17 protein-coding genes are annotated in these 14,544 nt (G+C 65.2%); 11 read left to right on the forward strand and 6 right to left on the reverse strand.

From position 1 onward, the window contains the following. The first annotated feature begins 149 nt into the window (after positions 1-149). Positions 150-809, forward strand: a complete 660-nt coding sequence (locus IPK75_10575; protein ID MBK8198807.1) for a TetR/AcrR family transcriptional regulator — start codon at positions 150-152, stop codon at positions 807-809. A gap of 3 nt (positions 810-812) precedes the next feature. Here IPK75_10575 and IPK75_10580 read toward each other — a convergent pair whose 3' ends face one another. Together IPK75_10580 and IPK75_10585 are read right to left on the reverse strand one after the other, a co-directional pair. Then, positions 813-1,064 (reverse strand): DUF3297 family protein, encoded by a 252-nt coding sequence (locus IPK75_10580; GenBank protein MBK8198808.1) that lies wholly within the window; start codon positions 1,062-1,064, stop codon positions 813-815. A gap of 44 nt (positions 1,065-1,108) precedes the next feature. Further along, positions 1,109-1,699, reverse strand: coding sequence for a murein L,D-transpeptidase catalytic domain family protein (locus IPK75_10585; GenBank protein MBK8198809.1), 591 nt, complete (start codon positions 1,697-1,699; stop codon positions 1,109-1,111). Between the two features lie 111 nt (positions 1,700-1,810). Here IPK75_10585 and IPK75_10590 point away from each other — a divergent pair, with 111 nt between their 5' ends. From IPK75_10590 to IPK75_10635, 10 genes are all read left to right on the forward strand, one after another. After that, positions 1,811-2,899, forward strand: a complete 1,089-nt coding sequence (locus IPK75_10590; GenBank protein MBK8198810.1) for a phosphotransferase family protein — start codon at positions 1,811-1,813, stop codon at positions 2,897-2,899. 2 nt (positions 2,900-2,901) lie between these two features. After that, on the forward strand, positions 2,902-3,393 hold the full coding sequence (locus IPK75_10595) for a DUF1579 domain-containing protein (protein ID MBK8198811.1): 492 nt from the start codon (positions 2,902-2,904) through the stop codon (positions 3,391-3,393). Continuing rightward, on the forward strand, positions 3,390-4,622 hold the full coding sequence (locus IPK75_10600; protein MBK8198812.1) for an MFS transporter: 1,233 nt from the start codon (positions 3,390-3,392) through the stop codon (positions 4,620-4,622). Before IPK75_10595 ends, IPK75_10600 begins: the two co-directional genes overlap by 4 nt. A gap of 35 nt (positions 4,623-4,657) precedes the next feature. Next, positions 4,658-5,566 carry a MaoC family dehydratase gene (locus IPK75_10605; GenBank protein MBK8198813.1) on the forward strand — a complete coding sequence of 303 codons (909 nt, stop codon included), beginning with the start codon at positions 4,658-4,660 and terminating at the stop codon, positions 5,564-5,566. After that, complete coding sequence (locus IPK75_10610; protein ID MBK8198814.1) at positions 5,563-5,910, forward strand: MmcQ/YjbR family DNA-binding protein; 348 nt, start codon at positions 5,563-5,565, stop codon at positions 5,908-5,910. Before IPK75_10605 ends, IPK75_10610 begins: the two co-directional genes overlap by 4 nt. A gap of 94 nt (positions 5,911-6,004) precedes the next feature. Then, the gene (locus tag IPK75_10615) at positions 6,005-6,454 is read left to right on the forward strand and encodes a host attachment protein (GenBank protein MBK8198815.1); all 450 of its coding nucleotides are present in this window, start codon (positions 6,005-6,007) and stop codon (positions 6,452-6,454) included. Positions 6,455-6,522: 68 nt separating this feature from the next. Then, a complete protein-coding gene (locus tag IPK75_10620; protein ID MBK8198816.1) occupies positions 6,523-7,434 on the forward strand; it encodes a crotonase/enoyl-CoA hydratase family protein in 912 nt (303 codons plus the stop codon). A 35-nt stretch (positions 7,435-7,469) separates the two neighbouring features. Continuing rightward, complete coding sequence (locus IPK75_10625; protein MBK8198817.1) at positions 7,470-8,306, forward strand: SDR family NAD(P)-dependent oxidoreductase; 837 nt, start codon at positions 7,470-7,472, stop codon at positions 8,304-8,306. A gap of 82 nt (positions 8,307-8,388) precedes the next feature. Next, the gene (locus IPK75_10630; protein ID MBK8198818.1) at positions 8,389-9,666 is read left to right on the forward strand and encodes an amidohydrolase family protein; all 1,278 of its coding nucleotides are present in this window, start codon (positions 8,389-8,391) and stop codon (positions 9,664-9,666) included. A 116-nt stretch (positions 9,667-9,782) separates the two neighbouring features. Next, positions 9,783-10,613 carry an OmpA family protein gene (locus IPK75_10635; GenBank protein MBK8198819.1) on the forward strand — a complete coding sequence of 277 codons (831 nt, stop codon included), beginning with the start codon at positions 9,783-9,785 and terminating at the stop codon, positions 10,611-10,613. A 24-nt stretch (positions 10,614-10,637) separates the two neighbouring features. Here the strand turns inward: IPK75_10635 and IPK75_10640 are convergent, their stop codons facing one another. Genes IPK75_10640 through IPK75_10655 form a run of 4 tightly spaced genes read right to left on the reverse strand, consistent with a single transcriptional unit; the run spans position 10,638 to position 14,541 of the window. Next, the gene (locus IPK75_10640; GenBank protein ID MBK8198820.1) at positions 10,638-11,708 is read right to left on the reverse strand and encodes a DUF2855 family protein; all 1,071 of its coding nucleotides are present in this window, start codon (positions 11,706-11,708) and stop codon (positions 10,638-10,640) included. Positions 11,709-11,727: 19 nt separating this feature from the next. Further along, positions 11,728-12,474: an enoyl-CoA hydratase/isomerase family protein gene (locus IPK75_10645; GenBank protein MBK8198821.1), complete on the reverse strand. Its 747-nt coding sequence runs from the start codon at positions 12,472-12,474 to the stop codon at positions 11,728-11,730. Beyond that, entirely contained in the window at positions 12,471-13,802 is a 1,332-nt protein-coding gene (locus tag IPK75_10650) for a cytochrome P450 (GenBank protein MBK8198822.1), read from the reverse strand. Before IPK75_10650 ends, IPK75_10645 begins: the two co-directional genes overlap by 4 nt. 10 nt (positions 13,803-13,812) lie before the next feature. After that, the gene (locus IPK75_10655; protein ID MBK8198823.1) at positions 13,813-14,541 is read right to left on the reverse strand and encodes an SDR family oxidoreductase; all 729 of its coding nucleotides are present in this window, start codon (positions 14,539-14,541) and stop codon (positions 13,813-13,815) included. Positions 14,542-14,544 lie beyond the last annotated feature (3 nt).

Genomic DNA, 14,544 nt, shown 5'->3' on the forward strand with positions numbered 1-14,544 from the left:
CCTCCGGGGCCGGATTTTGTTTGCGCCAGCATACCGGCCAAATGCCGCGCTCGGGCAGAGAGTGCATGCGCTATTCTCAATAGTCAATATTGACTATTGTTTATCCGGCGGACGTTGACGAATCCGGTCGGAGCAGGATTAGTTCCGGCATGGAAAACTCGACCGCGTCCGCCACGCTCACTGTTGCCAGCCCGCTCCGCCGCCGCACGAAGCGCGGGGAGGCGGCGCGCCGTCAAATTCTCGGTGCGGCGATCGCCTGCCTCAACGAGCTTGGTTATGCCGGCACCTCGATCGAAGCGGTGATGGCGCGCGCCGGCATCAGCCGGGGATCAGTGCTCAACCAGTTTCCGACGCGCATCGACCTGATGGTCGCCACCAGCGATGCCGCCATGCAGGCGATGATTGCCGACACGCGCACCCGCATGGACGCGATCGCCGACCCGGTCGCGCGCTACCGCGCGATGTTTGATGTCACCTGGGCAGGTCAGAAGATGCCCGAGGGCACGGCGGTAACTGAAATCCTGCTGGCGGCGCGCCGCGACTCCGCGCTGGCGGCAGCTTTTCTTCCGGTCGCCAGTCGCATCGAGCAGGAGATCGATCAGTACACGGCCGAACGGGCGCGCGAAGCCGGTGTCCGCGAGGCAGACATCGACACTTGCCTGGTGCATGGCCGTATCCTGATCCTAAGCCTGCGCGGCATCACGCTTGAACTGACCTTCGATCCGGACCGGGCAATGATCAACCGGGCGCTGGCGCAGATAAAGGCCCAGCATGTCGCGCATTGCGACCGGGTGTTGAGCGGGCGCTGAGCTTCACGAGGCGGCGGGTTCGTCCTTGAACCAGACCTCGACCGGGCCCTTCAGCGTGATCGTCAGGGGATTGCCCTTGCGGTCCAGCGCCTTGCCGGCGGTGAGCTTGATCCAGCCTTCGGAGACGCAATACTCCTCGACGGTGGTCTTTTCCTCACCGCGAAAGCGCACGCCGACGCCCCGGATCAGGATGTCGTAGTCATAGTGCGGGCTGCGCGGGTTCACGGACAGGCGGTCGGGGGGTGTATCGGTCATGCGCGGGGGTTTAGCCTTGCCGGGCCGGTTCGATCAAGAGGCGGCTACTTCCCCACGAAGATCAGCGTGCCCTTCGGCACCTCATCGAGGAAGGTGGCCAGGTCGTCTGCCGAAAACACGATGCAGCCGTTCGAACGGCCGAGCTTGCCGTACTTCTTCAGGTGTTCGGGTTCGGCATAGACGGCGGAATGGATGACAATGGCGCGGGAGCGGGCATTGGCGTTGGTGTCGTCGAGGCCGTCGAGGCGGAGGGAGCGCCCGTGGCCGCCATAATACTCCTCCGCCGTGCGGTAGAGGCCTTCCGGGCTAGCCCCCGAGCCGGGCGCGTCGGAGAAACTGTCGAGATAGCCGTCATGGTCGAGGTCGGAGCCCTTGCCATGCGCCGCGCGGAATGCGTCGACCGCACCGGACGCCAGATCGACCACAAACAGGCGCGGCTCGCTGGACGGCAGGCTGTAGTCCACGACGACAAGTCGGCCCGACTCCTTGCCGCGATGGCCGCGCGCGTCCATCGCATCTATCGCTCGCTCCAGGATCTCCGGCCTGATGCGTCCCTCCGGATCAAGGGCCTTGGCATCGGCGGGGGCGAGGAGGGCGGCGAAGCCGAGACTCAACAGGCAGGCGAAACGGATCATGCAGCGGTCCTGTGGGGCGGCCGGCTCCGGCGACGTCGCGGTAGGCCTTGGCGCGCCGGGCGGTATCGTTATGTTAGGATACGAAATCCGGCAGAATTTAGGGAGACGGAAATGGCAGAGGCCCCCAACGCGCAGGACCTGTATTCCGGCACCAAACCGGTCGTGGAGACCCACAAGTTCAACGAGGCCAATCTGGCAGCCTGGATGCAGGAACATGTCGAGGGCTATGAGGGCCCGCTGGAAGTGCGCCAGTTCAAGGGCGGCCAGTCGAACCCGACCTACCAGCTCGTCACCCCGAAGAAGAAATACGTGATGCGCCGCAAGCCGCCCGGCAACCTGTTGCCGAGCGCCCATGCGGTCGACCGCGAATACACCGTCATCAATGCGCTCTGGCCGCTCGGTTATCCAGTCGCGCGCCCCTACGGGCTTTGCACGGACGAAAGCGTGGTCGGCACGATGTTCTACATCATGGACATGATGGAGGGCCGAATCCTCTGGGACGGCACCCTGCCGGACTACGAGCCCGCGATGCGCCGCAAGATCTACGAGGCGAAGGTCAAGACCTTTGCCGACCTGCACAATGTCGACTGGAAGAAGGCCGGCCTCGAAGGCTTCGGCAAGGAGGGCGACTATGTCGCCCGCCAGGTCCACCGCTGGACCAAGCAGTACAAGGCCTCCGAGACGATGCACATCCCGGAGATGGAAAAGCTGATCGACTGGCTGCCCAAGAACATCCCGCCGGGCGACAAGACCACGATCGTCCACGGCGACTACCGTCTCGACAACATGGTGCTTCACCCCACCGAGCCGAAAGTCATCGCCGTGCTCGACTGGGAACTGTCGACGCTGGGTGATCCGATTGCGGACTTTTCCTACCACCTGATGAACTGGGTGATGCCGCCGGGCGACACGACGCGCGGCTCGATCATGGCAATCCCGGACCTCAAGGCCTGGGGTATTCCGACCAAGGAAGAATATGTCGCGCTGTATTGCCAGCATACCGGCCGCGCAGGCCTGCCGGAGCTTGACTATTACTTCGCCTACAACGCCTTCCGCCTCGCCGGCATCCTGCAGGGCATCATCGGCCGCGTCCGCGAAGGCACCGCCAACAGCGCCAATGCCGAATCGAATGCGGCCCGCGTCGTTCCGCTGGCGAAATTCGCCTACGAGTACGCCCAGCGCGCCGGCATGGACGGCTAGGGATGACGACCGCCGGTTCCCCGCCGGGTGATTTCGATTTCCTGTATCACGACTGGACCGTGCACCATCGCAAGCTCGCGACGCGTCTCGCGGGGGCTGACGACTGGTACGAGTTCGAAGGACTAAGCTCCACGCGGCCTGTGCTCGGCGGCTTCGGCAACATCGAGGACAATGTCCTGATGGATCCGAACGGCACCTACCGCGCGCTGGCCGTTCGCAATTACGATGCTGCAACCGGTCTCTGGCGCATCTGGTGGCTCGACATGCGCTTCCCGGACGCCATCGGCGTGCCCGTTGTCGGCCGCTTCAGCGGCGGGCGCGGCGAGTTCGTCACCGACGATACCCACCTCGGCAAGCCGGTGAAGCTGCGTTTCCTCTGGCAGGTCGATGCAGGGCAAGGGCCCCGCTGGGAGCAGGCCTTGTCGGCCGACGGCGGCGTCACTTGGGAGACCAACTGGCAAATGGATTTCCGGCGCGCAGGCGCCGGGAAGTGACAACGCCCGCATCAGATGCGCCTGGCCAGGACACGGCGCGCCGCCTGCTCAGCCGCCGCCAGCTGCTGCTCCTCGCGCTCGCCGCAGCGGTTGTCACCGCCAACGCTTACTACATCCATCCGATCATCGCGCTGGTTGCGCGCGACTTCGGCGTCTCGCCGTCCGAAATCGGGCTGGTGCCGGCGCTCAACCAGATCGCGCTTGCTGCCGGCATCTTCCTGTTGCTTCCGCTGGGCGACCGCTTCAGCAACCGCCAGCTGGCCACGATCTTCGCCGCGGGGCAGCTGGCGGGACTTGCCCTGATGGCGTTTGCGACCGACTTCCGGTTGTTCGTGGCCGGATCAACCTTTCTCGGCTTCTCCACGATCACGCCTTACTTGCTGCCCGCCTATGCCTCGAAGCGCGTCGAGCCTGCGCGGCTCGGGCAGGCCACCGCCACGCTGACGACTGGCGTCATCGCCGGCATCCTGGTCGCGCGGGTCGGCGCCGGCTGGATCGGCGAACATCTCGGCTGGCGCACGGTGTATTACTTTGCCGCCGCCGTCATGCTGGGCATCACGCTGCTCCTGCCGCGCATAATGGACGGTCGCGAGAAATCCGCGGCCGATGCGCCGGCGACCAGCTATCTGGCGCTCGTTTTCTCGGTGTTCCCGATCGTGCGGCGGCACCCGGAGGTTTTGCTGTCCGGCACGATCCAGGGGCTGGGGTTCGGCATCTTCCTGTCGGTCTGGCTAGCACTCGGCCTTCACCTCACCTCGCCGGAAATGGGCTATGGCACCGACACGGTCGGCTACCTTGCCGCGATGTCGCTGCTCAACCTTGTCACCACGCCCTTTCTCGGCGCCTGGGCTGACCGGACCGGTCCCCGGCGCGCGCGCTTCCTGATCTCGCTCGTCCAGTTCGGCGCGGTCAGCCTGCTCGGCCTGTTCGGGCACAATCTCTGGCTCCTGCTGATGCCCTTGCTCGTGATGAACCTCGTCGGCCCGATGATCGACATCACCGGCCGGATGACCTTCCTCAGCCAGCCGCCCGGCGTTCGCACGCGGCTGATGACCGCCTACATCGTGCTGATGTTCCTCGGCGGGGGCCTCGCCAGCTGGGCCGCGACCTGGGTCTACGAACATGCCGGCTGGCACGGCACCGCCATGCTGTCGCTGGGCCTGTCTGCGACGCTCGTCGTCCTCGCATTTCTCGGCCTGCGTCTGGACAAACCCCGCCCGGGCGCCTGAAATGACCCACACAACACAAAGGGAGAGACGGGCCGATGACCACGATACTGAAAGGTGAGCTGCGCAGTCCGGTAAACCTTCTCACCGAGCAGAAATATGCCGGCCACAAGTCCCTCCATGATGATGCGGAAGCGGCGCGCCTCGGCATCAAGGCCGGACCGATCGAAGGGCCGACCCACTTCTCGCAATTCGTGCCCTTGCTGGTCGAGGTCTGGGGCAACGCCTGGCACGAGCGCGGCTGCTTCTCGGCGCACTTCCTCAACATGGTGTTCGAGGGCGAAAAGGTGCGCGCCGAGATCGACCGTCCGGCGCCCGGCGCCACGCGCACCTTGTGCCGCGCCTTCAAGGAAGATGGCACGCCGGTGCTGGAGGCCAGCGCGAGCCTTGGCCCGGATCACGGCGACACCTTGCTCGAAGAGCGGATGAAGAAGCTGCGCCCGGCCGACGACCTCGTCATTCTCGCCGATCTGAAGGTCGGCATGACCGGACGCGACAACGAGATCGTCAGCATGGGGCCGGACCAGCACATGGGCGACCTCTATCCCTTCTCGCTTGCCGACAAGCTGAAGGTGATCACCGAAAACGATCCGGTCTATTCCGATGCCAAAGCCTCGCCTTGGGGCAAGCCGATCGTGCCGCTGGAAATGGTCAGTGTGCTGGGTAATTACTCCAGCCATGGCGCACGCTTCCCGGTGAAGAACCCGAGCATCGGCCTGTTTGCGGACCTTGAGATCCGCATGGTCGACGGCCCGCTGCTGGTTGGCGAGGAATATCTCCTGAAGCGCGAGGTCGTCGCGCTGTCGGAATCGCGCCGCGTCGAGAATTACTGGGTGCGGACGAAATTCTTCGACGCGACCGGCAAGCGGCAGGTCGCCGAGATGCTGCTGAACCACGGCGTGATGAAGGCGAGCTATCCGCACTACCCGAAAGAGCGCCTGGCATGACACCCGCCGCGCTCCGCAAGCATTGCCTGTCGCTGCCCGGCGCCGAATGCGTGGAGCAGTGGGGCGACGACCAGGTCTACAAGATTGCCGGCAAGATGTTCGCGGCGACCGACAAGGCCTGCACGAAGGTCTCGTTCAAATGCAGCGACGAGGCCTTCCATGTGCTGACGGAATCGGGCGCTGCAGCACCTGCGCCGTATCTGGCGCGCGCGAAGTGGGTGCGCGTGGCGCCGGGCGACATGCCGGCTACAGAATTAAAAGAGCGCCTGTCGCTGGCCTACACCATCGTGCGCGGCGGCCTCACGAAGAAAGTGCAGGCAAACCTGCCGCCCTTCTCGGGTTAGGTAGACCTCCTGACTGACCTGTTCGGTTGTGGCCCTTAGCTTTGACTGCAGGCGGCGGTGACTGCCGCCTGCGCACACAGGCAAGGAGACCGGCATGAAGCTGAAGACAGGCGTGTGGGTAGCCGTGGCGGATGGCGGTCATTGCGTCATATTCGAGAACCAGGGAACGGCCGTGCATCCGGAATTGAAAGCGCGGCGGACTTACGATCAGGCTGTGCCGCGTACGCACGAGCTTGGCCGGGATCAGGCACCTCGCTCGATCAAGTCTGCTGACGGGCGGCGCTCTTCGCAGGAGGCGCCGGACCTGCATCAGCTGGCCGAAGATCGTTTCATCGAGCAGATCGTGGCCGACCTCGAGACCGATGCTGCGAAAGGCGCATGCAAGGCGCTCGTTGTGGTGGCGCCGCCCGTGGCGTTGGGGCGGATCCGCAAACGCGCCAGCAGCGACCTGTCGAAGCGGGTGATCGCCTGGATCGACAAGGACCTGACGAAACACCCTGTTCCGGCGATCGCCGAAGCTGTCTCCCGCGCGCTTGAGGCGTGACGCCTGCCGGGCCTTGGCAAGCCCGGAAAGCCGGGGGATAGTCCGCACAGCCATCAGGAGCGTGCGCCATGTCCGGTTTTGAAACCATTGTCTACAGCGCGCAGGACGGCTGCGCCCGCATCACGCTCAACCGGCCCGCCAAGCTCAATGCGCTCTCCTATGTCATGCAGAACGAGCTCAGCGAGGCGCTCTGGGAAGCCGACAATGATACGTCCGTACACAGCGTGATCCTCGAAGGCGCCGGCCGTGCCTTCTGTGCCGGCTACGACCTTTCGGGGGCCGATGGCGAGGTTCCCGTCTCGGCCGTCGAGGACAAGGCCTCGCGCAGGTATCGCGGCCACCGCTCCATTGATGACGACGCCTGGCAGCTCGAACGCCAGCAGCGCTGGCGCATGGCGATCTTCGACATGCACAAGCCGGTTATCGCCAAGGTGCATGGCTATTGCCTTGCCGGCGGCTGCGACCTTGCGCTGATGAGCGACATGGTGATCGCCGCCGACGATGCGACGTTCGGCTTCCCGCCGGCGCGCGACCTTGGCGCGCTGCCGAACCAGTTCTGGGTCTATCATTGCGGGCCTCAATGGGCGAAGCGCCTGATGCTGACCGGAGACACAATCACGGGCCGCGAAGCGCAGCAGATCGGCCTCGTGATGAAAGCCGTGCCGGAGGCGGACCTCGAAGCCGAAGTCACCGGCCTCGCCGCGCGCCTCGCCCTGATCGACCCCGATCTCCTCTCCGCCAACAAGCGCATCGTCAATCTCGCCATGGAGCTGATGGGCGCGCGCACGCTGCAGCGCCTCGCTGTCGAGAACGATATCCGCGGGCACAACACGAAGGCAGCGGCCGGCTTCCGCAAGTCGGTCTCCGAGAACGGCCTCAAGGCCACCTTGCGCGCGCGCGACGCCGCTTTCGGCGATGGCCGGGCGAGGGTGGACGGGCCGGAAACCCGCGATGCGGACGGGCGCCTCATCGGCGATTGACGCCGCTTTTCAGATCACGAACCAGGAGACCAGGAATGTCATCCAGAATCAGCGGAAAGGTCATCGTCGTCACCGGCGCCGGCAGCGGTTTCGGCCGCCTCATTTGCCAGCGCGGTGCAGCGGCGGGCGCGAAGATCGTCGCGGCGGACATCAATGCCGCCGCCCTGAGAGAAACGGTGGATGCAATCACCGCGAGCGGTGGCGCGGCGTCGGCTCTGGTGACCGATGTGACCGATCTCGCCGCGATGCGCGCGCTTGCGGCGCATGCCGTGGCCACCTTCGGTGCAATCGACGTGATGATCAACAACGCCGGGATCATGCCACTCGCGTTCTACGCTGACCATGCCCGCGCCGACGCCGCCTGGGATCGCTGCATCGACATCAATATCAAGGGCGTACTGCACGGCATCCTGGCGGTGCACGACCAGATGATCGCGCAGGGGCGCGGCCACATCATCAACATCTCCTCGATCTACGGCAATTTCCCGGTAGCCGGCGCCGGCGTCTACGGCGCGACCAAGGCGGCGGTGAATTTCCTGTCCGAAGCGCTGCGGGTCGAAAGCCAGGGCAAGATCAAGGTTACGATCATCAAGCCGACCGGTGTGCCCGCCACGGGACTCGGCGCGGCGGTGATCAATCCGGCGGCAATCGTCGGCATCCTCGGCCAGAATGCGGCAACCTACCTGCCGGCGATGCAGTCGGTGCTGGCGGGTACCGCGCCCGCCGCCGGGCTCGACCCGGAAAACGCCGCCTACCTCGCCCTCGATCCCGGCTTCATCGCCGACCAGGTGCTTCACGCCATCGACCAGCCCTGGGGCGTTTCGCTTGGCGACGTAACAGTGCGCGCCACCGGCGATGGCTACATCCTCTGACGGATATTGCCCCGCGCGACCCGATTGCTTCTGTGGCGGTCTGGACTAAGGTCCGGGCCATAGAAACGGGGGACCCCAATCCATGTCCAGAACCATCGCAGCCGCGCTCGCGGCGCTCTCGCTTGCCGGCGCTGCCGCAGCGCAGGAAGTCGTCATCCATGCCGGTCACGTGCTCGCCGTGCCGGGTGAGGGCTACCTCACCGAGCAGACGATCCTGATCGAAGGCGGCCGCGTCGTCTCGATCTCGCCGGGCTACAAGACGCACAAGAAATACCCGGTTCTCGATCTCAAGTCGGCCTACATCCTGCCGGGGCTGATCGACAGCCATGTGCACATCACGAACGAATTCAGCCCGACCGGCCGGATCAAGGAATTCGAGGATTCCGACGTCGACGCCGCCTTTGACGGCGCAGCCTTCGCGCTGAAGACGCTGCTTGCCGGCTTTACCACCGTCCAGGATGTCGGCGGCCCCAACGACTCCGTGTTCGGCCTGCGCGACGCCATCGCTCGCGGCGCCGTTCCGGGGCCCCGCATGCGCGCTGCCGGCAGCGCCATCTCGATCACCGGCGGCCACGGCGACATCAACGGCTATTCCGCTGAGGTCATGGCCGCCTTCACCGGCAGCTCCATCTGCAACGGCGCCGACGATTGCCGCCGGGCCGTCCGCCAGCAGATCAAGGAAGGTGCCGACCTGATCAAGATCACGGCCACCGGCGGCGTTCTCTCGAACACGGCTGCCGGTCTCGAGCAGCAGTTCTCGGACGAGGAACTCGCCGCCATCGTCGAGGCGGCGCACGCTATGGGCCGTCAGGTCACGGCGCACGCGCATGGCAAGGGCGGCGTCGATGCGGCGCTGCGCGCCGGCGTCGATTCAATCGAGCACGGTTCCTACGTCGATGCGGAATCGATCGAGCTGTTCAAGGAAAACGGCGCCACGCTTGTGCCGACCGTGCTCGCGGGCGCGACCGTCGGCACCTGGGTCAACGAGCCCTGGCTTCCGGCGCCGTCGCGCGCCAAGGCCGCCATCGTCGCGCCGCTGCTGCTCGACATGCTGCGCCGTGCCCACGAAGGCGGCGTCAATGTCGCGTTCGGGACCGACACGGGCGTCTCCCGCCACGGCGAGAATGCCAAAGAGTTTGCCCTGATGGTGCAGGCCGGCTTCACGCCGGAAGAAGCGATCCGCTCCGCCACGGTGGTCGCCGCCGAGCACCTCGAAATGGCGAAGGACATCGGCACGCTGGAGCCCGGCAAGTTTGCCGACCTCGTGGCCGTGACCAAGGACCCGCTCAAGAACGTCACGGAGCTTGAATCGGTCGACTTCGTGATGAAGGGCGGCAAGGTTTACAAGCCACTGGACTAGGCGGCCGGACAGGCAGGGTGCGCCGGGTTTTTGACCTGCGCATCCGCCCGGCTTAAGGCTTGCATGGGCGGGCGGTTAACGACCGGGCCTGTCGCCCGTAAGCTGCGAGACGAGACATGTTTGCAATCCGCACTGGCACACTTTGCGCTTCCGTCCTTACGCTGGCCGTGCTCGGCGCGTGCGATGCGCCGCCGCCGGGCACCGCCAAGGCGCCGGTCTCGCCGGACTGCGTGACGCTCGCCGAAGGCTTCTACGAATTCGAAGACGGCCAGTTCCTTGCCGTGTCCGCCGCCGATGTGTCCCTGAATGGGGCGACCGGCTGGGCCGGCGAAGTCGCCGCCGGCTTTGCAGCGCAGGGCTTTCCCTGGATGAGCCTCAAGGTGCGCGACCGCGTTGCCACGCTGATCGGTGCGGCGCCAAGCCCGGAAGCCAAGGCGGCCGCGCTCACCGCCGGTGAAGCCGCCATCGCCGCCCGCCCGGAAGGCGCCGGCGTGCTCGTCATCGACGGCATCTCGGTGGAAGGCGGCGAACGCGGCGTCGGCGAGAGCCTTGCCGTACTCGTCGATACCGGCGCCACGCTCGAAAGCTGCCAGCGCGCATTCGACGAGACGATGAACGGGCGCAACATCACCTTCGAATCCGGCAATGCCCGCATCTCGCCGGTCAGCGCCCGCCTGCTCGACGCCGTCACCGGCGTTGCCACGCTCTGCAGCCAGTTCGTCATCGAGATCGGAGGCCACACCGACACCCGCGGCGCCGATGACTTCAACCTCCGGCTTTCGCAGGAGCGCGCCGATGCCGTGCGGGCCTACCTTGCCGGCAAGGGTGTCTCCGAAGAGGGGCTCCTGTCGGTCGGCTATGGCGAAACCCGTCCGCTCGATCCGGCGCCGACACCGGAAGCCTACGACAAGAACCGCCGCACCGAATTCAAGGTCATCGCGCGCTAAGGCATTCGCCCGGCCTGACCTGCCTCAAAAGCGGAGGATGAGCCCTTTCGACGGCGGCACCTTGGCATCGAGCGTTTTCGTCCACGCCGCCGCAATGGCGTCCTGACCCTTCGCCGTCTCGACCGAAAGGTATTGCGGCGACGCCTTGTAGAAATCGAGGAGCGCCTTGCCGAGCCGTGCATTCAGCACATCCGGCCCAAGCGCCTTGGCGCGGTCAGCGGCGTAAGTCGGCACGAAGAAGAATTCCGGCTGCGGATCGGGCAGGGCGATCGGCGCCCGGTTGCCCTCCCAGTCCGTCACGCCGATCACCAGGCTGCGTACCAACCGGTCGCGCAGCGCGTTGTGAACGTCGGCGGTCAGCGTCGGGCGGCCGAGGAAATCGACATAGGCCGTCAGCCCGCGCGCATGCAGTTGGTCGGCCTCGTCATACGTGCACACCCGCGCATAGAGGCCTGTGCCCTGCACATAGGCCTTGTTGGCGGGCGAGGTGAGCGCCACGGCCTCCACAGCGCCGCGCTGCTTCAGGCAATGGGCCAGCGCCAGCGCCGTCTTCGACGAGGCGCTGGAGATCACCACCGTCTCCGGCACGTTGTCGCCCGACTCCATCAGGCAATCGTCGATCATGAACCCGGTGGTGAACAACGGCCGGAACAGCATCTGCTGGGCTTCCATCGATGCGTCATAGCTCGGGTCGGCCGCGGTGAAGATGTAAGTATTGTAGATCGGTGCGAGGCCCTGCCGGTGCGCCGCGCCGTCCATGAAGCTCTCCTTGCCGGCGCGCACCGGCGTCACATCGAACTCGTCCGAGATCGGAAGGTATCCGTAAACCCGGGCGCCCACGGGCACGCCGTCCGCATTCGATTCCGCCACCGTCGCAAAGCCCCACACGGGCACCCGGCCATAGGCGGCATCGGCGGCAGGGAAGAAGTTCCAGTAGCCCATCGCCTCGCCGAACGACGCGTAGGTGACATTGTTGGCCGTCAGCGCGAACGCCGCCACCTTCAGGCGCGCAGCGCCGGGCGCCAGCTTGCCCAGCTTCGATTGTGTCCACACACCGTCGCGCAGGTTTGCGCGCTTGATCAGGAAGTCTGCCATTGAAGCCGTCCCCTTGGCCTTAAGTCTTCTGCTTGCCCATGAAGGCGCCGATTCGCGCCTGCATGTCAGGCCCTACGCCCTCATTGTTAAGGATCTCCCACTGGAGCCCGCTATCCATGTCGCGCGCGTCGGTCGCCTCCAGCAAGCGTTTGTTAGCCGCATGGCTGAACGGCGAATTGGCGAGGATCTGCTTCGTCATGTCCTCGATGGCCGCGTCAAATTCCGCATCCGGAACTACCTTTTCGGCTAGCCCGATCCGGAAGGCCTCATCCGCGCGGATCATCTCGGCGGTAAACATCAGACGCTTGGCCGTCGCGATGCCGACGCGTTTCGGCAGGCGCTGGCTCATGCCCCAGATCGGCGTCAGCGCCCATTTCGCATGCGTGTCGCCAAAGCGCGCGCTCTCGGCGGCGATAATGAAATCAGCCGCCAGCGCCACTTCCAGCGCGCCGGTATAGCAGTGCCCGTGCACCGCTGCGATCACCGGCTTCGGCAGCTTCTCCATTAGCCGCAAAGTCTCCGAATGCCAGCCACGCGAGGGGACCTTCTCGCCCTCCGCAATGTCCGCAAGGTCATGCCCGGCCGAGAAACACTTGCCCGCCCCGCGCAACACGACGCAGCCGATGCTGTCATCCTTGTACAGATCACTGACATGGTCGCGCAGTTCGCGGAACATGCCGACCGTGAGTGAGTTGAGCTTGTCCGGACGGTTCAGCGTCAGGATCGCCAGGCCGTCCTTGTTGGTGCGAGTAACGAGATCGCTCATGTGCCGAGATCCACCATCAGGGAAGAAATTGCATGCACGAATTGGTTTGGCGCCAGCACCTGCTCGCCCGTCCACTTCGCATTGGGGAACCGCGACAGGATCGCCCGATAGGCTGATTCCAGCTGCATGTTCGCCACGCGCTGCCCGAGGCAGACATGCGGCCCGTGCCCGAAGGAAAGATGCTCCTTCGCATTTTCGCGCGTGATGTCGAACTGGTTGGGGTTCGCAAACTTCTCCGGATCGCGGTTCGCGGCCGGATAATACATCACCACCTTGTCGCCCTCGGCGATCGCCTGGCCGCCCAGCTCAGTGTCGGTGGTCGCGGTGCGGCGCATGTAGGTCACCGGCGTCACCATGCGGATCGCCTCGTGCACGAAGTTCGGGAACAGGCTGTCATCCGCCATCAGCTTCGCCTTCTGGTCGGGAAATTCCGTCAGCAGGCGCATGGTTCCGGACAGCGAGTTGCGCGTCGTGTCGTTGCCCGCAAACACGATCAGCAGCCACGAGCCGTCGAGGAACTCCGGAGACAGCGGCTTGCCGTCGATCTTCACGTTCGCGATCGCCGAGAGCAGGTCTTCCTTCGGCTCGCGCCGGCGCTCTTCCAGAATGTGACGCCCGAATTCGAACATCGCCTGGATCTCGCCCATGAACGCCATGATCTGTTCAGGCGTCACATTGCCGAGGCCTTCCTGCTGGGCCTGGTATTGCGAGGTTTCGAGGAAGTGCATCCAGTGCACCAGTTTCGGCCGGTCCGCCGCCGGCACACCGAGGATCTCACACAGCGTGAACAGCGGCAGTTCGGCAGAGAACATCTCCACCATGTCGACCACCGGTCCCTGCTTTTGCATCGCGTCCAGCAGCTCGTTGACATACACATCCACGCGCTTGCGCAGCTCGGCGACGAAGCCCTGCCGGAAGAACTGCATGTGCTCCATGCGCAGCGGCGTATGATAAGGCCGGTCGAGGTTGATCAACGAGTTGAGCGACGACGAATGCAGCAACGGATGGCGCGGCTGGTCGGGGCGGCCGTACGTCATCAGGATCCCGCCGCGCTGGCTGGAGTACGTCGCCGGGTCGAGTTCCACCTTCTTGACGAGTTCATAGCTCGTCACCGCCCAGAAGCCCGCGCCGGTCGCCTCGGGATGCCACATCACCGGCGCTTCGCTGCGCATCTTCGCGAAGGCGTCGTGGGTATAGCCGCCGCGCGAGGAGAAGGCCTCCGGCTGCGTCAGGTCGACCGGCGGCGCCAGCTTGTAGACCGGCGTGCGCCGCGGCGGCGCCGGCGGCGCTTCTTCCTGGTAGGTGTCGGTGACGTTCTGGAAAGTCATGGCGCGGGTCTCACATTTCCTGTTCGATCGGGCGGATCACGATGTCGTTGATGCCCATGTTGCGAGGGCTCGCGACGGCGAAGAGGATCGCGTTTGCGATGTCCTCGCCTTCAAGGCCCTTGTAGTTGAAGCGGGCGCCGATGCCGGCAATCACGGCCGGATCCTTGATCGACAGGCCAAGTTCCGTGTTCACCTTGCCCGGATAGACGCAGGTGACCCGGATCTTGCCCGCAGTCTCCTTACGCAGCCCTTCGGAGATCGCCTTCACCGCATGCTTGGTGCCGCTATAGACGGCGGAGGTCGGATTGGTCATCAGTCCGGCTACGGACGATACGTTGATCACATGCCCGTCGCCGCGCTCCAGCATGTGCGTCAGCACCGCGTCGATACCGTAGAGCACGCCCTTGATGTTCACGTCGATCATCTGGTCCCATTCCGCCACGCGCCGGTTGGCGAGCGGGGAGAGCGGCATGATGCCCGCATTGTTGACGATGACATCCACCTTGCCGAAGGCCTTGATCGCCTCCTCGCCCAGCTTCAGCGTGTCGGCATGGTTGGTCACGTCGGTGACGCGCCATTTGACATCGCCGCCAATTTCCTTTGCGAGCTCCTTCAGCCGGTCCTCGCGGCGGGCGGCGAGCATCACCTGCGCGCCGGCGCCCGCGAGCGCCTTGGCCGTCGCGGCGCCGATGCCGCTTGAGGCCCCTGTTACGATGACAGACTTGCCTGCAGCGGTCATGAC

This window comes from Acidobacteriota bacterium (assembly GCA_016712445.1).
Taxonomy (GTDB): Bacteria; Pseudomonadota; Alphaproteobacteria; order Caulobacterales; family Hyphomonadaceae; genus Hyphomonas.